Source organism: Nostoc sp. FACHB-133, assembly GCF_014698055.1.
Classification (GTDB): domain Bacteria; phylum Cyanobacteriota; class Cyanobacteriia; order Cyanobacteriales; family Nostocaceae; genus Nostoc.
On the sequence record NZ_JACJSH010000006.1, the window covers coordinates 23,961 to 43,780 of the forward strand.

Sequence of the window (19,820 nt, forward strand, 5' to 3'; positions counted from 1 at the left end):
ATAAAGCATTTTCCCGTATAAAAAAACAACTCCCTGAAGATGTGGGAGTTGTTTTTTATCTTTTACTATTTTCTCAAAACATGATTCAGAATGGAGTGATGCCTGGGTTGGGCTGCGCCTACGCCAAGCAGATGGCAGCCAAAATAGCCGCGATAACATAAAATACTCCAACCACTTGCAATTCTGACCAGCCAGTGAGTTCTAAATGATGGTGTAAGGGTGCCATTTTAAAGAGGCGCTTGCCTTTGCCATCAGGGCCCTTGGTGGCTTTGTAATAACTTACCTGTGCCATCACCGAAAGAGTTTCTACGAAGAAGATACCACTGAGAATGAACAGTGCTACTAAGGTGTTTGTCAATAGCGCTACAGCAGCTAATGCTCCTCCCAGTGCGAGGGAACCGGTATCTCCCATGAAAACGCGGGCTGGGTTACGATTATGGGCTAAGAAACCTAAACAACCACCACTTAAAGCCGCACAGAAAACCATTAACCCTGGTGCTGTAGGTGCAATTAAGGCTCCTAATGCCAAAAGTGCGATCGCTACTGTTCCTGCTGCCAAGCCATCAATACCATCTGTTAAATTAGTCGCGTTACTTTCTGCAACTAGCACAAAACCGGCTATTGGCCAAAATAGAAATCCTAATGGTAGTGTGAAGCTGACCCAAGGTAAAGCAATATTTGTAATATTAGAAGGTTGATTAAACATTAGCCAGAGGCAAAATACTGCCGCAAAACCAACTTGCAAAGCAAGTTTTGTTCGGGGAGATATACCTTTATTTGATTTCCGGCGCAGAATTTGCCAATCGTCGAGCCAGCCAATCAATCCGTAGCTGGTTGTCAATGCCGAAACTGCAAGAACATCTGTAGCAAAGTTGGACAATATGCAGGCAATAATTACACCTACAGGGATAAAGAATATACCTCCCATTGTGGGAGTGCCTGCTTTTTTTAGATGGGCTTGGGGGCCATCTTCGCGGATTATTTGTCCAGTTTTGAGTGCTTGGAGTAAAGGTATTACCCAAAAGCCAACCACACCTGAACCCATAGCACACAACAACAGTGGCAGGGTTAGCGACATACTTTGCCAGGGTAGCCTGTTGGCCATCGAATCCAAGAAAAATGCTGTTGTACCTAGCCCGATGGCTAATAAAGAGGCTAGTGCAATTCCAGAAATATTTAATCCTTGCTCAGGAGATAATTTAGCGTCCACAGAAGTTTCCCTTCACTCCACACTTATAAAATTGAATATTAGTAGCTAGGGATACTACCAAGTCCCTAGCCTTAAAAGGCTAATCCTCGGCGATTCCTATATCGTCATCATCATCAAGGTCGTAGCCAATCCCATCTTCTACACCCATTAGGGAGTCTATTTCTTCTTCACCATCTTGAAAATCCGGGTCGTGAACGTCACGTGTTATGATCCGACCTTTATTTTCCAACCAATCCAACAAAGAGGACTCTGGCTTGAGGGGGATGACATGGGCTCGCTGGTTACGGGGTTCTTCACGTAATGGAGAGTTCAACATATCAAAGAAGACAAGAAAAGGTTTACGTAAGTTGACATTTAGAGTCTATCACTTGACACGGATTTATTTAGTTATCTTTTCAACCCTTTAGTGAATAAATCCGCATTCAGATAGAAATTTTTTATTTAATAGGCATAAGGCTTAAGTCAAGCAATTCTTAGTAATTTTTATGGCTCTACACATAGGTTATGAATATCTTGTTTATGCTGATGGAAAGTGACTGATTTTAGAGGTGACAGGCGATGATGGGAAAAGCGGCTCTCATGGATGCGATCGCTGGTACAAATCGTGGTCTACTGGCGACTGAAGCACAGAAACAAGCTATCTTAGCTGCGATCGCCAATTTAGAAGACTTTAATCCTACACCCCGCCCGGTAGAAGCTGGTAATTTGCTAGATGGCAATTGGCGATTACTATACACCACTAGCAAGGCTCTTTTAAATTTAGATCGTCTACCTTTTTGTAAATTGGGTCAAATCTATCAGTGTATCCGGGTAGAGACTACCAGTGTTTACAACATAGCTGAGATTTATGGCTTACCTTATTTAGAAGGATTAGTCAGCATTGCTGCTAAATTTGAGCCAGTTTCAGGTCGGCGTGTCCAAGTGAAATTTGAGCGGTCTATTATCGGCTTACAACGTTTAATAGAATACAATTCTCCGGGAACTTTTATCCAACAAATTGAAGCAGGTAGAAAATTTCCGGCGATTGATGTTGCCATAAACAGTGATAAACAGCAAGGCTGGTTAGATATCACTTATATAGATAACGATCTGCGGATTGGCAGAGGTAACGAGGGGAGCGTGTTCATATTGAGTAAAACATAAAGTTTGTACAAAAATACTATTTGCGAATGAAGGTAAGCTATAATGTACACCTTGTCAAGTAGGGTATGATACCTTTTTAAATTTTTTTGGGAGTGGGGAGTAGAGCAGAAGGAAAAGAGATAATTTGAATTTTCCCCTTACCCCTCCCCTCTACCTCTTGTGCGCCATTCCCCAGTACCAATTCAGACAAATAACTTAACAAATACTCCTGCCGCGACCTTCAGGTTGTAGAGTGAAATCAATTAGCCCTCTAGATTGGCGATTGATAACTAAAAGGGAAAATAATCATGGTTCAACGTGGTTCTAAAGTACGTATTCTCCGCCCTGAATCCTACTGGTTTCAGGATCTAGGAACTGTGGCTTCCATTGACCAAAGCGGCATCAAATACCCTGTAATTGTCCGCTTTGAAAAGGTCAATTACTCTGGTATCAATACCAACAACTTTGCCCAAGATGAATTAGTCGAGGTTGAAGCACCAAAGGCTAAACCAGCTAAAAAATAGCAGCAAAGCTACAAGGGGGTTGTTTGATGCGATGATGAAGGGTAGTCTTAAGTCTGAAGTATGAAATCTGAAAATTTCAGTTCATTCATTCTTCACCCTAGCCTACCCTAATCTATGAGAGCCGCCCTGCGGGTATTCACGGTTTCTTTTGGGTAATAATACGAGCCATCTACGGATGTGTAAGTTAGTATCCCATCTCTTATTTATTTGAACCCCCAAGTACATCAAAATTGTCTGCTTAATCAGCTTAAATGCCTGAACTGCCTGAAGTTGAAACAGTCCGAAAGGGTCTAAATCAATTGACTCTTAACCAAGAAATTACGGGTGGAGATGTGTTGCTCAATCGCACCATCGCCTACCCGTTTTCTGTTGGTGAGTTTGTTAATGGAATTGAAAAAAATGCGATCGCTACTTGGCATCGTCGCGGTAAATATCTCCTGGCCGAACTCTCTTCCCCTTCTTCAACCAGTTGGCTAGGGGTTCATCTGCGAATGACTGGTCAATTACTATGGCTGCATCGAGATGAACCATTACATAAGCACACGCGGGTTAGATTATTTTTTGGGAATCAGCAGGAATTACGTTTTGTCGATCAGCGCACCTTCGGTAAAATTTGGTGGGTTCCGCCTGGTGTTGCTGTAGAGAGTATTATCACTGGTTTGGCAAAACTGGCAGCAGATCCATTTTCGCCAGAATTCACTGTTGAATATCTAGCAAGCAAACTCAAAAACCGCCGCCGTCCGATTAAAACTGCGCTACTCGATCAGTCTGTAGTGGCGGGATTAGGCAACATTTATGCCGATGAAGCCCTGTTTAAGAGTGGAATTTTACCTGAAACTTTGTGTATAGATTTGCAGCTAAAGCAAATTGAGCTTTTGCGAACAGCCATCATTCAAGTTTTAGAAACCAGCATTGAAGCTGGTGGTACGACTTTTAGTAATTTCCTAAATGTTAAAGGTACTAACGGCAACTATGGTGGTGTTGCCTGGGTTTATAATCGCGCTGGAGAACCCTGTCGAGTTTGTGGTATGCCAATTCAACGGATTAGGCTAGCTGGGCGATCTAGTCATTTTTGCTCTGAGTGTCAAACGCCAGGGGGAATTAGGAGACGCGATTAATCGCGTTTTTACAGGAATTGTTACTTCTAATTCGGAAGTCTCCTAAAATGCAGATAAAACAATCTAGAAATTTGAGAGGGGAATTCATGGCAGTTAAAAAGGGAGATATGGTTCGCGCTATCCGCGAGAAACTGGAAAACAGTCTGGAAGCAAAAGCCAGTGATACTCGCTTTCCTTCTTATTTGTTTGAAACCAAGGGTGAAATAGTAGATGTTAAAGGTGATTACGCCCTGATTAAGTTTGGGAAAGTGCCAACGCCAAACGTTTGGTTACGCGTCGATCAACTAGAAGAGTTTAAATAAGCACAAAGAATTTAGAAGTCATAATCCAAGAGTCAGGATGAATTCTGACTCTTGAATTCTTGTTGATAAAAATCGCACTTTAATAATTATGTCTTTTTCTCCTAACTCCCCAATTGTGTGTAATTTACCCCGTGTCACCATCGTGGGTGCGGGTAGAGTTGGTAGCACTTTAGCTCAACGCATTGCAGAGAAAAACCTTGCAGATGTAGTTTTACTAGATATTATTGCAGGAATGCCCCAAGGCTTGGCGCTGGATTTGATGGAAGCCAGGGGAATTGAAATACATAATCGCCAGATTATCGGCACAAATAATTATGCTGATACATCTGGTTCTCAAATTGTGGTGATTACCGCAGGACTTCCTCGCAAACCAGGGATGAGTCGGGATGATTTGCTGAAAACCAATGCCAAGATTGTGGTGGAAGCGGCAAAAAATGCGATCGCTCATTCTCCCAATGCTATTTTTATTGTCGTCACCAATCCCTTGGATGTGATGACTTATTTAGCTTGGCAAGCAACGGGTTTACCACGCGATCGCATTATGGGTATGGCTGGTGTGTTAGATTCCGCCCGTTTTGAGACCTTTATTGCCCTAGAATTGGGCGTTTTACCCGCCGATGTCAAAGCGATGGTATTGGGTAGCCACGGCGATTTAATGGTTCCCTTGTCTCGTTATGCTACCGTTAACGGCATTCCCATCACTGAATTGCTGGATGCAGCCACAATTGAACGCTTGGTGGAAAGAACACGCAACGGTGGCGCAGAAATTGTGGAATTGATGCAGACGGGAGGTGCTTTTTTTGCTCCAGCATCCGCTACTAGCGTGATGGTAGAATCGATTTTATTAAATCAGTCGAGGTTGTTGCCTGTAGCGGCATATCTGCAAGGTGAATACGGTTTAGAAGATGTTGTAATTGGTGTTCCCTGTCGGTTGGGATGCGGTGGAATTGAGAGTGTTTTGGAATTGACACTCAGCGATGAAGAAAGAGAGGGTTTGCATACTTCGGCTCAATCTGTGCGTCAAAATATTGAGCGATCGCAGGAAATTTTGGGTAACAAAAATAATTCCTAATTCGTAATTCAACATGTCATATAGTGCAATACGGTTCGGTTAAGGGAAGAGACGCGATAAATCGCCGTCTCTACAAAGGACTGATTATTTGTAGAGACGGCGATTTATCGTGTCTTTGTGGATAATTTATTTTTTGCAATTCTCTTACTACATAAAACAGTCCCTCTCCGAGTCGGAGAGGGACAGACTTGAACTAAAGTTCAAGGCAGGGAGAGAGGTTCGTCAAACTCACCAGAATATTTGTGCCATTCGCGTTAACGACGGTAATCCTCATCTGCGGGGTCGCCGTAGGGGTCTTCGCTGGCTGGGCGGACATCACCAAACTCCCCTGTGTCTGCGGGGTCGCCGTAAGGGTCTTCACTAGCTGGGCGAACGTTGCCGTAAGACGATATATCTGCGGGGTCGCCGTAGGGATCTTGACTGGCTGGAATAACGTTGCCGTAAGACGCTGGATCTGCGGGATCGCCGTAGGGGTCTTCGCTGGCTGGACGTACATTGCGATCGCGGAATTCAGCATCTTGATCGCTGTTTGATCCCAAGAGTAAATCTTTCGCCTTTCGGAAAAATTCATTTACCATAATCTGTCTCCTGATTTAAGTTCGTGTTTCCGACGTGCGCGATGGCGTTATCCTCCGGGAAACCCGCTTGATATTTACACACGCTTCGCCGATCTAGAGTGCTGGTGCTGCGGATGAAGTTATACCAGTTAGATCGCGACCTGTAGAATTCCGGTTATAGCCTTGGAATTCCCGATACTTTTGTGCTTCAGATTCGGGTACTCGGATTCCTTCTGGTGGTGGAGTTACCCAGTGAGCGCGATGTTCTGCATCGCGGTAGTATACGCGCCCGTTCTTGGAAAGATAGTACTTACCTTGCGCTCCTTCTTGTGGAGCATTCTTATGTTGGTTGTAGAGGTAATAAAGTGCGGCAGCTCCCGCTAAAATTGCTACTTTTTGTCCTGTACCCAATCCTTTCTTAACTTCGGTTTGGTTTGTGCGATCGCTGACTGTTCTACCAACGGTATCATCAACAGGTGGTGGTACTGAAGCTTTTTGGGAACCGCCTCCGCAGCTACTCAGCAAGGGTACCATTAACAATGCCGAAAGTAGCACTGCAAATAGACGCGACACTATTTTACGTTCTTTAAATATTGTGTTCATTGGATTTCTTCATCACCTGTATTTGCTAAAAGCCTCGCTGTTGCAAAAACCAAGTTGGAAATCCTGTTATTTCACCTGGGATTGAAAAAACATATTTCACTTAATTTGTAACTGCACAGCTACAGCGTTTCACTTTTATGATGATCGGTTTCCTCACTTGTTCCATCCTGCCTTTGAGAGAAATTGCATTCATCCCAAAGAAATATATTATTGATTTTTAATTAATCTATTTAGCTGAAACGCCGAAATATTCAGCAATTTCTCGGTTATTTTTTCTGAGTAAATAAATTACAAAGATACAGCTACTATGATGATCTTTGTCAAAAAATAGATTAAATATGACATCAAAAAATACAGCCCAAACTAGCACTCGTCTCCTTTTGGCTTTGTGGGATTTGGGAGGAACGCAGCAGGAAGTTAAAAAGGGTCAACTTACCAAGCGAATTGTATCTAAAAGCCAGAAGGTAGCAGATTATCAGGGCATATTCGAGGAATTACAGAATCAGGGTGCGATCGCATTCTCCAAAAAGGGGTATTCTCTGACATCTCCCAAGGGTTTAGAGGTATTGGGTGAGGGTTTGAGGAGTGGCGAGTTTAAGTTTGAAGGGACGATTGTCGGTACTTGGGCGGCGAATGCGTTGTTGCGGTGGATTAGTCAGATTGATGTTGCAGTAGTTAGTGCAGATGTACCAGTTAATGGGAAGGGTGCGATCGTATCTTACGACGAGTTTAAACCAGAGATTCTTGACTTGTTTGATACGCTAAACACTACCAGCAGCTACAGCGGTCTTGTGCCGATATGGCATTTGCGTCACACATTAGGGAAGCGAGTAAGTCTTGACAACTTCAACAACTGGATGATGGCTATGCAGAGTGAGCAGTTGTTTTATCTCCAGAGTGGAGAAGCTCGCGGAGCCACAGAAGAACAGAAGAGAAACTCAATCAACAGTGATATTCGAGGTCTTCTGTTTTTCGCTAGTAAACCATCTTAAGAGTAAGGTAGAAAATAATTATGTCAACTACAGATTTGTATAGAATATTTGACCAAGCACGCAAGCAATGTCCTAATCCTTTCACACTGAAATCAGTCATCTCAGCTAATGAGGTTTGGGGTGAGGTTATGACTGATTTACCTAGCTTGAATCAACATATTGACGAAAGGATATCTGATGCAATCTTTGAGATTCGGAAAAAATATTCCAACAAGATTGGTATTGCTGTCAAAGGTGATAGAGGTACTGGAAAAAGCCATGTCATTCACCGGATATGGAAAAACATTGCACAAGAAGGAGGATCTGTCTTTGCTTATATAGGCCCTTGTGCTAATCCCAAACGTATCAACTCTCATGTGCGCTTTTATCTAGCAGATAGCTTCAATCATCAAGATATTCAAGGAGTAACACAATGGCAAAAACTTGCAGCAGCAGCAATTAAAACCTTAAAAATAACAGAACTTAACGAGAAATATAGTGCATACATTGAAAAATGTGATGCTCCTAATGAACTAAGAAAGTATATTGTTGCAACTCAAACGAAAGATACACTATTAGAATTTTTTGATGAATTAGTTGAAGCAATATTAGAAAATCAACCTGGAATTGATTTCTATTTTTTGAGGGCGCTATTATTTTTGCTTCTAAAAAGTGTAAAATCTGCTCAAATTGCTTTTGCATGGATTAAAGGTGAAGATCATCCTGAAATTAAAAAATTAGGATTACCCGAATTCTCAATTGAACAACAAGAAGATAAATCTATCTGGATTATTCAGCAGATATGCAAACTAGCTGAAATAGCATCATTGCCTGTGCTAATTTGCTTTGACCAAATAGATTATGGTGTAAATGACAGCGATTCTGGGGACAGTGGCTCTCAAATTATCGCTAAATGCATTGATCAAATTTACTTTCAATGCAGTAATGTGATTCTCATCTGTTGCGTTATCAGCGACACATGGAGAGAAATTGAGCAGATGGGAAGTGGTATTCCAGATCGAGTTGGTCAAAGGTCAGTTACCGCCAAACCACCGACTGGGGGACAGATGATAGAGCTTGTCAAACTCCGGTTAGATTGGTTCTATAAGCACAACAATCTTAATTCTCTTGACTATCCAAATTTATATCCTTTTAAGGAAAATGAAATAAGGAATATTGCGAGTGAATCTGCTGGTGTACGTTCACTAATGAAATGGTGTGCTGAAGAGTTTGAAAAAGGTGTGATACTTCCAGGTAAAGACGATCCCTCACCAAATACTGAACATAAAAAAAAGAAAGAATTTTTAGAAAAATATAACGAATTGCTGAACAACCAAATTGATATCCCAATCAAAGATGATGATAAATTGGCAGCAATCATCACCTGTGGTATGAAAATGATTCCTGATGGAGGTACAGAAAATGTAGTGATTACTAAAGTTGATAAAATTTCTGACGCATCACATGATTTACATTTGACTATTTCAGGATATGACTCTTTACATAAGCGCAATGTCAAGATTGGGATTAGAGTATCTGAAGCTACAAATGGCAAAACATTTAATGCAGTAATGGCGAGACTGCTAGACTATAATAAACATGGTATTACCCGTGGATGTCTAGTCCGTTCTACTTCTGTACCGAAAAATTGGAAAGTTGGAAACCAACTTAAAGAACAGCTTGAAAAACAAAAAGGAGGTGAAGTAGTTATTTTTAAGAAGGATGAAATTAGACCTTTGGTAGCAATTGAAGCAATTTATGACCAAGCTGAAAACTACGGTTTTGACAAAGAAGAAGTGACTATTTTTGTTAAAAGTTTAAGACTGGTTGCTGATAACCTACTCATTTGTGAAATCCTAAGTGCGCCCGTGGAATTATGAGTATTACCATAATTCATGGAATTCAAATTCCAGCTTTTGACGTAGAAATGTTGACTATAGGTAAGTTAATTGTAGTACCTTTCAATCAATTTCAAAAACAAGGCAAACTATTCTGGCTATATCCAGGTCAAAAGCTACCGCACAATCTCAGTCTAGAACAATATTATCAGCCTGAATATTTAACAAAAGCTAAAATTTGTTCAGATCAACATACAACATATCCTATTCATATTAAAGCTTGGGCACGTTGTGAACTTCACTGGCATATTAATGCTGATCAAAAGCAGCTTTTACCTAAAATTGCAAAATCGACAATTTGGCAATTGAGTGCTTTGGAACATATTTTTGAACAATATCAAGTTCTGAAATTATTGATATTGCGAGTTTACCATTTGTCTACTTTATCTGTAGTTAACACACCAGTTTCTCCTAGTGCATTTTACTGGAATAAGCCTGAAGACTTAATAAATAATGCAAGTGAAAATGATACCTTGATAGTTTCTGATGCTAGTTTTATTAGGCGTAAAACTTTATTATTAACAGGAAGTTTATATCCATATACAGACATAGAAAGTTTGCATTTTAAATGTGAGCAGATTGCCCAAAACAATCCAGATGCTCAACAATTTAATTACGACATTAAAAAATTTTTGGGATGGACTAGTGAACCATCTTGCAAAAAATTAGATCAAAATCTGAACTGGATAAATGATATCGCATCATTGGGCGATCGCAGCATCGAGCTAGAGGAGAAAAAAAGCAACTACCAAGCTGGTACAGATTTTGAAAACATCGCACGTCAAAGTTTAGAGTTTTTAGGGTTCAAAGTTGAAAATGCTTACAAAGGTGGTGCTGGAGGCTTAGATTTATTTTGTTCAAAACCTTACCCTATTGTTTGCGAGTGTAAAGCGGGTAGACTTATTCCTAGTGGTACAGTTGAGGAATTAATTAAGCTAGGCGGAATGCATTTAGGTGCTGATCAATTTCTTGATTCAGCAAAATTAGTAATTGGCCCAGGTAATCCATCTGCGGATATACTAAAAGCCGCACAAAAATGGAAAGTAAGTATTATTAATGCTATGACTTTACAAAGGCTAGTTGAATTCAAAGCAAAATATCCAGGTGCTATTAACTTAGTCGAATTACAGCAATATTTAGAACCTGGACAAATTGAATATAAAATTAATGAATATATTGATAAAGCTGAGAGAGAAATTAAGTTGCGATCGCAGATAATCACAGCAGTTAAACAACTCTCTGAACAAGACAACGAAACTGCAAAAGCTACACATCGGAGTTTCACCGTTACAGAAATTCGCGCTCATTACAATGCTACTCATAATCATCGGCTAAATGATGAAGTAGTTCACGATTTACTGATAGAACTTTCTTCACCATTAACAGGCTATTTAGGGCGAATCAAAGGTAATGATTGGAATAGCGATCGCTTTTACTTCCTCCGGGATTTACCTATTAGCTAAAAACAGCAAAATATATTTCTTTTCTTCTTTCTGCGTCTCTGCGGTTCGTTTCAAAGTAACTGAAGTGCAAGTTGTTTTGCGGTTAATTCATTTATGAATAATTAATACTATCTATTGACTTAACTTTATTTTTATGAATCTCAATAAAGAGCGATCGCACAGCCCGCCGCAGATATCGTCATCTTTTTCTCAGTATATTTTATTCATAGTCACAAACTTTACAAAAATTTTACACTTAGATACTGTGTAACTTGATTTACATGAGATAGCAGATTTAGTACTGTCGAAGAAACACATTATACTTACTACACTGGTGTTCATTAATAACCAACCTGTAGCAAGTTTAAAACTTAGGTGAGATGACCCATGTATTATCAAATTTGGAATTTCTTTCTTAAAGAAGATAAATACATTTATTGGAAAGAACAAATAAAAGTTAACAAAACTTGCAACAAAGTTGTATGGCAAAAAATTGTTGATTTTTTGTCTTTAGTAGAGCAAACTTTCCAATTGAAAAGTCAACTAGCAGAAACCGATAGCCTTGAGCCGTTTCTTAAGTTAGCAAAAGACAATGGTTATAATTTGACGGCAGAACAACTTGCGTGGTTTCTAGTTACAAGAAGACAGATTTGGGATCTTTTTGATTTTGCACAAAAAACGCCATCTCTCAAAGAAGAATTGCTCATTGCGAAAAATCCGCAGCAGTTTGTCAACATAGCTGCTGATAATGGCTATTCTTTTTCTGTAGAAGAGTTAGCTTGGCTGCTAATTGAAATCAAATCATCGGCAGAAATAGTATCTATCAACAACAGTGTCGGGGAGATTCTCACAGGTTCAAACTACGGCAGAATTGACATAGGGTACTGGATTTGGCTAGCAGAAGACTGGGGAATTGTGCCACCATTCTGTCATCGACAGAAGCCGGGTAACATATTATTTGAAGATGCCAATAACCCTTTTTTACTCGATCGCTGTTTTCTACCCAAAAGCTATCTTAATCAACGTCTTTTGGTAAGTATTAATTCGTAATGATGTATATAGTAATCCGTGCAGGAGTTACGAACAAAAAGATGCTCGATTTTTATAAAAAGCCGGGCATCTTGAGAGGATCTTTGAAAAGTCTTTTTGGCGGTATCAAAAGTTTTAGATTTCTCTAAATTCCCCGATAAATTGGGGGACTTTGATTCTGGTTTCCTCCTCTCTTTAAGGGGAGTTAGGGGGGATATAAAGTGCCTAAAGTCACAATGAAATACTTTTCAAACAACCTTTGAGTCTCTCAACATAGCTGCGTCAAAATTCAAAAAATTAAATTAAACTTATAAAACTTAATTGGCGATTTCAAGTTACAAACTATACAGCAAAGCATCCTAGATAAAACTTTTATCTAGGATGCTTCACAATCAAAAATTGTTGCTGATACAACAATTAGGGACAAAAAGTGATATTTAAACTAGAGCTATCAGCTAGCAGAAACGGTTAAACTGCCGGGTTTCTGAAGATCACCTTGCAAAACCACACCTCGCTGATTGGCATGGATATGACGCAAAATCTTGTAAATTGCCTCAACTTGGTCTGATGCGCCAGCTTTCTCGGCGAGTTCGTCAAGAGAAATGGGAGTTTTTTCTTTTTGCAGCACTGCTACCACTCGTGTTTGCAAATCGAGAATGGAGGCAGCAGCTTTTTTGCCAGCTTCTACCCCTGGCTGATGGTAGGCGTTGACGTTAACCAAGCTAGCGTATAAACCAACAGCACGTTCATACAAAGCTATTAATGCCCCTACAGTTCGGGGGTTAACTTGGGGAATGGTAACTGTAATCGAATCGCGGTGATTTTCATAAAGCGCTTGTCGGGTTCCTTGGAGAAAACCAGAAAGATAATCGCCTGATGTAACTCCCGGATCTATTTCAGTGGATGGTCCCTGACGATCTTCCAATACTTCAACGAAGGTAGCAAAGAAATTAGCTACACCCTCACGCAACTGCTGGACATAAGCGTGTTGATCTGTTGAGCCTTTATTGCCATAAACGGCGATGCCTTGATGGACAACGTTACCGTCTAAGTCTTTTTCTTTGCCCAAAGATTCCATCACCAGCTGTTGCAAATAGCGACTGAATAAAAATAAGCTGTCCTTGTAAGGCAAGACAACCATATCTTTTTCGCCCTTTCCATTGCCAGCAAAGTACCAAGACAGAGCTAGCAAGGCTGCTGGGTTATTTTTCACATCTGGGACGCGGGTAGCGTCATCCATTTCTTTTGCACCATCTAGGATGGCGCGAACATCAATGCCCTGTAATGCGGCTGGTACTAGCCCTACAGCAGACATTTCTGATGTGCGTCCTCCCACCCAGTCATACATGGGAAATCTGGCCAGCCAACCTTCATCTTTGGCTAGTTTATCGAGGTTGCTGTCAACGCTGGTAATTGCTACCGCATATTGAGCAAACTCCAAATTGTGTCCGGCGTAAGCTTTTTTAACCTCAATCATGCCGTTGCGGGGTTCCGGTGTTCCCCCAGATTTGGAAATCACCAATACCAAAGTGCTGGCGAGGCTATTTCGTAGATGATTGATGACGCGATCGATACCTGCCGGATCGTTGTTATCGATAAAGTGAAGTTTCAGAGGTGGGAAATCAGGAGCGAGAGCTTCTGCGACGAATTGGGGGCCGAGGGCGGAACCACCAATGCCAATGGAGATAATATCCGTGAAGCGGTTTGCTCTGGGAGGATGAATAGCACCTGTTTGGACTTTTTCCGCAAAAGCTTCGATTTGTTCTAGGGTTTGGACAATTTCTTGTGTAAGTTCTGGAGTTGGCGCTAAATCAGGATTTCGCAGCCAGTAGTGTCCAACCATGCGGTTCTCGTCGGGATTTGCGATCGCACCCTTCTCCAGTTCAGCCATATCCGCAAACGCCTTGTCAAACTTCGGCTGCAACGATTCTACGAAGGCATCATCGAACCGCATTCGACTTATATCTAAGTACAGTCCCAATCCCTCGTGGAAATATAACCAGTTTTGGTATCGTTGCCAAAGTGCCCTAGCATCCATAGGGAAATCTCAAATAAAGTGTTTTTCAAAAACCAGTTTAATGTAAGGTTATAGCGATCCCTGCCTAGCCTTATACAGTTTACAGTTTTAAGTGTTCCCTGAACTCTTCACTTTAAACATCTGGCATAGGAATGACACGCAGAAATTTCACAATTTCACCCCTGATTTCTATACCAATCAGATAATTATCCAGTGTGAAACGGTGAAAAATGCCTTCACCATCAAGCTGTCGTAGTTCTTTTAGATCGCTCAGTTGCCACTTTTGGGCTAACTCAACAAAGACAAAATCATGCACCCGCTCGTAAGCAGCAGGTTCTAAATTTTTCAGGTCTAGCAAAAAAGACCTTGCATAGCGCATTTCTAGACTCACTAGGCTTTACCTTAACCAAAACTTGAGGGGCCACTGGCACAAGAAAAGAAAGCGCTGCTGAATCAGAAAAACATCAACAGTCGTACCGCTTCTTCATGGGTTAAGATATCCCACGGTTGCTGCGCTCGCTTAACTTGTTGTATCGCTTTGAGCATATAAAAGTCATAATATAAACCTTCCAGAACGTTCCAAATGTCTTGCAAATCGTCATCACCTAACTGCTCGATTAAGTGATGCATTCTCAGCCTCAGCAAATTCATAGGCCAATTTTTACCTACAACCCAACACCAACAGTAAATATTATTCCCACAAAATTAGCAAAGGTTAACGGCAATGTAGCACTATGCTCAAGCTACGCTAAAATTTATTCGCCCAGTGAAGGGGCAGGGGGCAGGGGAGCAGGTGGCAGGGAGCAGGGGAGGCAGGGGAAGCAGGGGGAGACAAGGGGGACAAGGAAAATGAAAATAACAATTCCCAATTCCCAATTCTCAATTCCCAATTCCCAATTCCTAATTCCCAATGCCCAATTCCCAATTCCCAATTCCCAATTCCCAATGCCAAAATAACTATTTAATATGGTTGACTATCTTATTTTCTTAGCAATTTCTACAGCTCTTTTTGCTTTATTCGGACTGGGACTCAATTTACAGTGGGGCTTTACAGGGTTAATTAACTTTGGTCATATTGCTTTCATGACCCTTGGAGCGTATACAACGGTATTGTTAAGTTTAAAGGGCGTGCCCCTATTGATATCGGCACTGGCTGGGGCAATTGTTGCCGCCTTGTTGGGTTTGATAATTGGTTTTGCAACTCTACGCTTACGGGAAGATTATTTAGGAATTGTCACCATTGGTACGGGTGAATTAATTCGTTTGGTAGTAAATAATCAGGATTTACCTGTGGGTGATACCTGGGTTTCTGGGGCGTTTGGTGTGCAAAGTTATTCCATACCCCTATCCACAGAGCCGAATTTGTTTGTCAGATTAGTGATGATTGGGTTGTTAACGCTACTAGCTGCCGTAACTTTTTTTACGTTATGGCAATGGATTCGTACCACCCAAATATCTCGGACTACTGATTTAGGCAAAAGGACAACTAGCAAGCAAGAATTTTTGTCGCGCTTGGTTGTGGGAATTATATTAGCAGTGTTGGCAACAGCAATTTATATTTCTGGGGTAATTGGACTGTATAATTACAACCCAAAAGCGGGTTTAATGCTGGTGTTGCTATTGGTTTTAGCACTTGTATACTGGCGCTTAGAAATTTTGGTGCGATCGCCTTGGGGTAGAATTCTCAAAGCCATCCGTGAAGATGAAGAAATTCCCAAGGCGCTGGGAAAAAATGTCTTTTGGTATAAATTACAATCTCTCATGTTAGGGGGTGCGATCGCGGGTATTGCTGGTGCTTTTTTTGCTTGGCAGCTGGCCGCCATTTACCCCGATAACTTTCAACCGCAGATCACCTTTGACACTTGGATCATGGTGATTTTAGGCGGTTCTGGAAATAACGTTGGCACAATCTTAGGGGCGGTAATTTTCTTTGCTTACGATGCGCTCACACGAGAAGTCTTACCTAGAATCGTCCCCCTTGATGAAGCCCGTTTGGGTGCATTTCGGATCATGGTAATCGGACTAATTTTGATGATACTGATGATTTGGCGACCTCAAGGTATTCTAGGGAAAAAGGAGGAACTCACCCTTGGTAAATAACCAGTCATCGCCCCTTCCCCTTTTGGTAGCCACTGGACTTTCTAAAAGCTTTGGTGGTGTCAAAGCAGTTAATGAGGCGAGAATCGAAGTTGCTAAAGGCAGCATTACGGGCTTGATTGGCCCTAATGGTGCTGGTAAAACCACTTTATTTAACTTACTCTCAAACTTCATTCGCCCCGATAAAGGACGAGTAATTTTTGACGGCGAACCCATTCACAATTTGCAACCATATCAAATCGCCCAACAGGGAATAATCCGCACCTTTCAGGTTGCACGGACTCTCTCGCGGTTGTCGGTGTTAGAAAATATGCTGCTGGCGGCACAAAAACAAACGGGTGAGAATTTTTGGCAGGTGCAATTGCAACCGCACGTTGTCGCTAAGGAAGAAAAGCAACTGCAAGAGCGAGCAATGTACCTATTAGAATCGGTGGGCTTGGCAAAAAAAGCACACGATTATGCTGGTTGCTTGTCTGGTGGACAACGTAAGTTGCTGGAAATGGGACGGGCGCTGATGACTAATCCCAAGTTAATTTTGTTGGATGAACCGGCTGCTGGGGTGAATCCGAAACTGATTGATGATATTTGCGATCGCATTATCACTTGGAATCGCCAAGACGGGATGACCTTTCTGATTATTGAACACAATATGGATGTGATTATGTCCTTGTGCGATCGCGTTTGGGTACTTGCCGAAGGACAAAATTTAGCTGATGGTACACCCTCGGAGATTCAAACTAATCCCAAAGTTCTAGAAGCTTATTTGGGAAAATAAAGTGCTATAAACTTTCTGTTTATGCAATGTATTTAGTAATTTGACTTTGGACAAATAAAAGTAGATGAATACCGTTACTTGTCCAAAGTCAAAGGCAACACTATTAACAGCATTTAGGTTCAACTAAATATTATGGGTATTACAGCTAGCTATAAACGCATTAAGACACAAAAGTTCGCAGAAATTCAGAATGATACTAAAGCAGCAGAATCTTCCTTTAAGCTTAATTTAGATGATTTAGTTTTTGATTTTAGTAATCCACAGGCTTTAACCATACCAGAACTTTTTCCCGGTTGGGAATTGCCCGTTACTGAATTGTGGCCTCCTATCTTTACCGAGGAAGAAACACAAATTTAGTGAAGGATTTTGATAGCTAATCGCTAAATAATTCCAAGTTAATTTTGTTGGATGAATCAGCATCCAAGGTGAATAAAAGCTTTATTTTTTAATCTTCGTTATTTTCTGTAAAATTTACTTGCTCGTAAAGGTCGCGCAATTCAATTTTAAAATCAACCGTTTGCAGCGATAAAGTTGCAGATTTATGTTCAAATTCAGTAAATGACCATTGACTTTCCGCAGTTTTTACATACTGCATCACATGATACTGATATTGGTCAATTAAAATATATTCCTTAAATTCGGGAATAGAGCGATAATAAAGAAACTTATCGCCTTGTTCATAATTTTTAGTTGATTTAGATAAAACTTTAGCAATTAACATCGGGTTCATAACCGTTGTTGCGCTGGTTCCTGTATAAATAGGTTGTCCCTCAATCACCATCACATCGGGATACGTATGCTGCCGATAACGGGGTATCCACAAACGCACATCACCAATATAAACATCATAATTTTTACGCCTTCAAGCAATTTTTAAGGATGCAGCTAAATTCAAAGCGATTTTATTATGATTTGTAGTGCCACCCGTCATCGGTACAATTTCTCCATCACGGTATTCGCTTTTATATTCTGCCTTTTCTTCAATTTCTAAATACTCTTCAGGTGTGTAATAGAATTTTTGTGTTTCTAACTGCATAAAAATACAACCTATGATTGTGCGGTTTATTCATCTTTCACATCTATGTTGTACGCCAATAAATCCCATTTTCTCGCTGCATTAACTTGCAAGCAATTAACTCTCGTCGCAGGGTAGCGCAGTCAATATGGTAGCGTTTGAGAATATCATTTACTAGGCATTCAGGGTAGTTGACTCCTAAATCAAATTGGTTTGCTAACCACTTGAGAATTACTAGACGCTTTTTGCGACTAGCGGGGATTTCCTTAAGGTATCCACCCTCGAAATAGTTTTTCAACACTTTGCTTTCCCAAGCTTCAGTATCCACATTCTCAATCAAGGATGCCATTTTCTCAGGTGTGAAAATTTCTTTACTAATGGTTTGCAAAGCCTCACTATCCAATTGATATAGACGGCTATTACCTTCAGGACGCATTGTCATCAAATTTAGCTCTTTAAGTTTCGCTAAATGATGAGATACCGTTGGTTCCTTGAGTTGCAGTAGCGCCGCCAGTTCTTCAACGCTGCACTCCTGATTCGCCAGGATACCTACAATCTTCAATCGGCTATCATCCGCTAATGCCTTGAAAAAGCGGAGTAAGATGTTAAATTGCTCTGGTTGCATAACTAACTTCTAATTAGATATCTATCTAATTAGAAGTATATCTAATTGAAAGCTCAGATCCCCAACTTTTCACAGAAGCTGGGGATTTTGTTGTTAAATTTAACTAAATTGTTCTTCTGCATCGAGGTTGAACAGCATTTGCAGAGTTTGCATACAGCGCCGTCTAGCTTCAACATCTTGCTGCGATCGCAACTGTACCATCGGGTCATGTAAAATTTTATTGACAATTCCCCGTGTTAATGCTTCAATCACCTCTTGATGTTTTTCAGCGAATTCCGAACCCAATCTTGATAAAGCTTTTTCTAACTCTTGTTCGCGGATGGTTTCAACTTTATTTCGCAGACAGCTAATAGTGGTAACAGTTTCTAAACTGCGCCACCAAATATCAAAAGCTTCCACTTCTTCTTCTAAAAGTCGCTCGGCTTCCTGTGCAATCTTCCGACGGCTTTCGTAGTTTTGCGCCACTACAGCCTTCAAATCATCCACATTAAACGCTTGCACATTTTCCAGTTCATTGACATCCGCATGAACATTACGCGGCACAGAAATATCAAATAACATCAATGAACGCTGAACTTCTAAAACCATTTCCAACTTGGCGCGGTCAAGTATCGGCTCTGTTGCCGAAGTACTTGTAAATACCAAATCACTATTAGCGATCGCTGCCATCATTTCTGATAGCGGATGAATTTCAATAGGTTGCTGAGGGAACTGCTTTATTAATTCCTCGGCACGTTCCCGAGAGCGATTTACAATACTAATTTGCACAGCACCTTTAGAAAGTAGGTGTTGCACCAGCAGGCGTGACATTTTACCAGCGCCCAGAATTACCACTCGGCAAGCTGCTAAATTTGCCACTTTTATCTGTGCTAATTCCACAGCTGCCGAACTAATAGAAACAGCACCAGTACCAATACTAGTTTCAGTCCGAACCCGCTTACCAGCTGTGAGCGCTTGTTTAAATAATCGATTCAAAATGGTTTTTATACCGTTATATTGCTGTCCCAGTTTGTGAGTAGTTTTCACCTGAGCCAGAATTTGACCTTCTCCGAGTACCAGACTATCTAAACCACCTGCTACTCGCATAACGTGCATCACTGCATCATCATGTAGCAACATAAATAAGTGCTGTCGCAGAGAAAGCACGGGCAATTTACTATATTCCGCAAGAAACTGAGTTATCTCTCGGATACCTTGGTCTGCTTCACTGGTAACAATGTAGATTTCCAGGCGATTACAAGTGCTAAGAATTGCAACTTCATCAATATGAGGATAGCTGGCCAGTTGAGCGATCGCACTTTCAATTTGTGGTTCTGGAATGCTCAGTTTTTCCCGGACTTCTACTGGGGCTGTTTTATGGCTTAACCCCACCACTGCTATATTCATTTGCTAAATCGTAGTTACTAGTTGGTAGTTGAAAATAGGGCATTGAGTCAGAATAGG

21 protein-coding genes and 1 pseudogene are annotated in these 19,820 nt (G+C 41.0%); 12 read left to right on the plus strand and 10 right to left on the minus strand.

The annotated features are described in order from the left end of the window. Window positions 1–118 precede the first annotated feature (118 nt). Together mraY and H6G86_RS06810 are read right to left on the minus strand one after the other, a co-directional pair. Window positions 119–1,210, minus strand: a complete 1,092-nt coding sequence (mraY, locus tag H6G86_RS06805) for a phospho-N-acetylmuramoyl-pentapeptide-transferase (RefSeq protein ID WP_190933695.1) — start codon at window positions 1,208–1,210, stop codon at window positions 119–121. A 79-nt stretch (window positions 1,211–1,289) separates the two neighbouring features. Beyond that, window positions 1,290–1,526: a DUF3134 domain-containing protein gene (locus H6G86_RS06810; RefSeq protein WP_012410288.1), complete on the minus strand. Its 237-nt coding sequence runs from the start codon at window positions 1,524–1,526 to the stop codon at window positions 1,290–1,292. A gap of 242 nt (window positions 1,527–1,768) precedes the next feature. Between H6G86_RS06810 and H6G86_RS06815 the strand changes: the two genes are divergently transcribed. The 5 genes from H6G86_RS06815 to mdh all read left to right on the plus strand — a co-directional run bounded on the left by H6G86_RS06815 (window position 1,769) and on the right by mdh (window position 5,348). Then, on the plus strand, window positions 1,769–2,353 hold the full coding sequence (locus H6G86_RS06815) for a PAP/fibrillin family protein (protein WP_190933696.1): 585 nt from the start codon (window positions 1,769–1,771) through the stop codon (window positions 2,351–2,353). Window positions 2,354–2,640: 287 nt separating this feature from the next. Then, a complete protein-coding gene (locus H6G86_RS06820; protein ID WP_012410286.1) occupies window positions 2,641–2,856 on the plus strand; it encodes a photosystem I reaction center subunit IV in 216 nt (71 codons plus the stop codon). A 251-nt stretch (window positions 2,857–3,107) separates the two neighbouring features. Then, window positions 3,108–3,974, plus strand: coding sequence for a DNA-formamidopyrimidine glycosylase (locus H6G86_RS06825; protein ID WP_190933697.1), 867 nt, complete (start codon window positions 3,108–3,110; stop codon window positions 3,972–3,974). A gap of 86 nt (window positions 3,975–4,060) precedes the next feature. Then, window positions 4,061–4,276, plus strand: a complete 216-nt coding sequence (locus H6G86_RS06830) for an NAD(P)H-quinone oxidoreductase subunit O (RefSeq protein WP_114082812.1) — start codon at window positions 4,061–4,063, stop codon at window positions 4,274–4,276. Between the two features lie 88 nt (window positions 4,277–4,364). After that, window positions 4,365–5,348, plus strand: a complete 984-nt coding sequence (gene mdh / locus H6G86_RS06835; protein WP_190933698.1) for a malate dehydrogenase — start codon at window positions 4,365–4,367, stop codon at window positions 5,346–5,348. Between the two features lie 254 nt (window positions 5,349–5,602). Here the strand turns inward: mdh and H6G86_RS06840 are convergent, their stop codons facing one another. Both H6G86_RS06840 and H6G86_RS06845 read right to left on the minus strand, forming a co-directional pair. Further along, on the minus strand, window positions 5,603–5,926 hold the full coding sequence (locus H6G86_RS06840; RefSeq protein ID WP_190933699.1) for a translation initiation factor: 324 nt from the start codon (window positions 5,924–5,926) through the stop codon (window positions 5,603–5,605). 93 nt (window positions 5,927–6,019) lie between these two features. Further along, a complete protein-coding gene (locus H6G86_RS06845; RefSeq protein ID WP_190933700.1) occupies window positions 6,020–6,508 on the minus strand; it encodes a hypothetical protein in 489 nt (162 codons plus the stop codon). Window positions 6,509–6,846: 338 nt separating this feature from the next. On the opposite strand from H6G86_RS06845, the gene H6G86_RS06850 reads away from it, so the two are divergent. The 4 genes from H6G86_RS06850 to H6G86_RS06865 all read left to right on the plus strand — a co-directional run bounded on the left by H6G86_RS06850 (window position 6,847) and on the right by H6G86_RS06865 (window position 11,869). Continuing rightward, a complete protein-coding gene (locus tag H6G86_RS06850) occupies window positions 6,847–7,500 on the plus strand; it encodes a hypothetical protein (RefSeq protein WP_190933701.1) in 654 nt (217 codons plus the stop codon). Between the two features lie 20 nt (window positions 7,501–7,520). Then, complete coding sequence (locus H6G86_RS06855; RefSeq protein ID WP_190933702.1) at window positions 7,521–9,359, plus strand: hypothetical protein; 1,839 nt, start codon at window positions 7,521–7,523, stop codon at window positions 9,357–9,359. Continuing rightward, complete coding sequence (locus H6G86_RS06860; protein ID WP_190933703.1) at window positions 9,356–10,840, plus strand: DUF1802 family protein; 1,485 nt, start codon at window positions 9,356–9,358, stop codon at window positions 10,838–10,840. The genes H6G86_RS06855 and H6G86_RS06860 overlap by 4 nt, the downstream gene beginning before the upstream one ends. A gap of 366 nt (window positions 10,841–11,206) precedes the next feature. Then, a complete protein-coding gene (locus H6G86_RS06865) occupies window positions 11,207–11,869 on the plus strand; it encodes a Nif11-like leader peptide family natural product precursor (RefSeq protein WP_190933704.1) in 663 nt (220 codons plus the stop codon). 430 nt (window positions 11,870–12,299) lie between these two features. Here H6G86_RS06865 and H6G86_RS06870 read toward each other — a convergent pair whose 3' ends face one another. From H6G86_RS06870 to H6G86_RS06880, 3 genes are all read right to left on the minus strand, one after another. Then, complete coding sequence (locus H6G86_RS06870) at window positions 12,300–13,886, minus strand: glucose-6-phosphate isomerase (protein WP_190933705.1); 1,587 nt, start codon at window positions 13,884–13,886, stop codon at window positions 12,300–12,302. A gap of 112 nt (window positions 13,887–13,998) precedes the next feature. Then, a complete protein-coding gene (locus H6G86_RS06875; RefSeq protein ID WP_012410276.1) occupies window positions 13,999–14,256 on the minus strand; it encodes a hypothetical protein in 258 nt (85 codons plus the stop codon). A gap of 62 nt (window positions 14,257–14,318) precedes the next feature. Then, on the minus strand, window positions 14,319–14,516 hold the full coding sequence (locus H6G86_RS06880; RefSeq protein WP_114082804.1) for a hypothetical protein: 198 nt from the start codon (window positions 14,514–14,516) through the stop codon (window positions 14,319–14,321). Between the two features lie 315 nt (window positions 14,517–14,831). Here H6G86_RS06880 and H6G86_RS06885 point away from each other — a divergent pair, with 315 nt between their 5' ends. The 3 genes from H6G86_RS06885 to H6G86_RS38565 all read left to right on the plus strand — a co-directional run bounded on the left by H6G86_RS06885 (window position 14,832) and on the right by H6G86_RS38565 (window position 17,094). Further along, window positions 14,832–15,965 carry a branched-chain amino acid ABC transporter permease gene (locus H6G86_RS06885; protein WP_190933706.1) on the plus strand — a complete coding sequence of 378 codons (1,134 nt, stop codon included), beginning with the start codon at window positions 14,832–14,834 and terminating at the stop codon, window positions 15,963–15,965. Further along, a complete protein-coding gene (locus tag H6G86_RS06890) occupies window positions 15,955–16,737 on the plus strand; it encodes an ABC transporter ATP-binding protein (protein WP_190933707.1) in 783 nt (260 codons plus the stop codon). The genes H6G86_RS06885 and H6G86_RS06890 overlap by 11 nt, the downstream gene beginning before the upstream one ends. Window positions 16,738–16,869: 132 nt before the next feature. Further along, on the plus strand, window positions 16,870–17,094 hold the full coding sequence (locus H6G86_RS38565) for a hypothetical protein (RefSeq protein ID WP_242064717.1): 225 nt from the start codon (window positions 16,870–16,872) through the stop codon (window positions 17,092–17,094). An 88-nt stretch (window positions 17,095–17,182) separates the two neighbouring features. Here the strand turns inward: H6G86_RS38565 and H6G86_RS06900 are convergent. The 3 genes and pseudogenes from H6G86_RS06900 to H6G86_RS06910 all read right to left on the minus strand — a co-directional run bounded on the left by H6G86_RS06900 (window position 17,183) and on the right by H6G86_RS06910 (window position 19,763). Then, window positions 17,183–17,773, minus strand: a pseudogene (locus tag H6G86_RS06900) (Uma2 family endonuclease). Between the two features lie 43 nt (window positions 17,774–17,816). After that, window positions 17,817–18,377, minus strand: coding sequence for a DUF2087 domain-containing protein (locus tag H6G86_RS06905; RefSeq protein WP_190933708.1), 561 nt, complete (start codon window positions 18,375–18,377; stop codon window positions 17,817–17,819). A 99-nt stretch (window positions 18,378–18,476) separates the two neighbouring features. Beyond that, complete coding sequence (locus H6G86_RS06910) at window positions 18,477–19,763, minus strand: glutamyl-tRNA reductase (protein ID WP_190933709.1); 1,287 nt, start codon at window positions 19,761–19,763, stop codon at window positions 18,477–18,479. Window positions 19,764–19,820 lie beyond the last annotated feature (57 nt).

Excerpts from the sequence above, each read along its gene's own strand:
- H6G86_RS06810 (WP_012410288.1), bottom strand. The coding sequence starts at position 1,526 with ATGTTGAACTCTCCATTACGTGAAGAACCCCGTAACCAGCGAGCCCAT.
- H6G86_RS06815 (WP_190933696.1), top strand. The coding sequence starts at position 1,769 with ATGATGGGAAAAGCGGCTCTCATGGATGCGATCGCTGGTACAAATCGT.
- H6G86_RS06820 (WP_012410286.1), top strand. The coding sequence starts at position 2,641 with ATGGTTCAACGTGGTTCTAAAGTACGTATTCTCCGCCCTGAATCCTAC.
- H6G86_RS06825 (WP_190933697.1), top strand. The coding sequence starts at position 3,108 with ATGCCTGAACTGCCTGAAGTTGAAACAGTCCGAAAGGGTCTAAATCAA.
- H6G86_RS06830 (WP_114082812.1), top strand. The coding sequence starts at position 4,061 with ATGGCAGTTAAAAAGGGAGATATGGTTCGCGCTATCCGCGAGAAACTG.
- mdh (WP_190933698.1), top strand. The coding sequence starts at position 4,365 with ATGTCTTTTTCTCCTAACTCCCCAATTGTGTGTAATTTACCCCGTGTC.
- H6G86_RS06840 (WP_190933699.1), bottom strand. The coding sequence starts at position 5,926 with ATGGTAAATGAATTTTTCCGAAAGGCGAAAGATTTACTCTTGGGATCA.
- H6G86_RS06845 (WP_190933700.1), bottom strand. The coding sequence starts at position 6,508 with ATGAACACAATATTTAAAGAACGTAAAATAGTGTCGCGTCTATTTGCA.
- H6G86_RS06850 (WP_190933701.1), top strand. The coding sequence starts at position 6,847 with ATGACATCAAAAAATACAGCCCAAACTAGCACTCGTCTCCTTTTGGCT.
- H6G86_RS06855 (WP_190933702.1), top strand. The coding sequence starts at position 7,521 with ATGTCAACTACAGATTTGTATAGAATATTTGACCAAGCACGCAAGCAA.
- H6G86_RS06860 (WP_190933703.1), top strand. The coding sequence starts at position 9,356 with ATGAGTATTACCATAATTCATGGAATTCAAATTCCAGCTTTTGACGTA.
- H6G86_RS06865 (WP_190933704.1), top strand. The coding sequence starts at position 11,207 with ATGTATTATCAAATTTGGAATTTCTTTCTTAAAGAAGATAAATACATT.
- H6G86_RS06870 (WP_190933705.1), bottom strand. The coding sequence starts at position 13,886 with ATGGATGCTAGGGCACTTTGGCAACGATACCAAAACTGGTTATATTTC.
- H6G86_RS06880 (WP_114082804.1), bottom strand. The coding sequence starts at position 14,516 with ATGAATTTGCTGAGGCTGAGAATGCATCACTTAATCGAGCAGTTAGGT.
- H6G86_RS06885 (WP_190933706.1), top strand. The coding sequence starts at position 14,832 with ATGGTTGACTATCTTATTTTCTTAGCAATTTCTACAGCTCTTTTTGCT.
- H6G86_RS38565 (WP_242064717.1), top strand. The coding sequence starts at position 16,870 with ATGGGTATTACAGCTAGCTATAAACGCATTAAGACACAAAAGTTCGCA.
- H6G86_RS06905 (WP_190933708.1), bottom strand. The coding sequence starts at position 18,377 with ATGCAACCAGAGCAATTTAACATCTTACTCCGCTTTTTCAAGGCATTA.
- H6G86_RS06910 (WP_190933709.1), bottom strand. The coding sequence starts at position 19,763 with ATGAATATAGCAGTGGTGGGGTTAAGCCATAAAACAGCCCCAGTAGAA.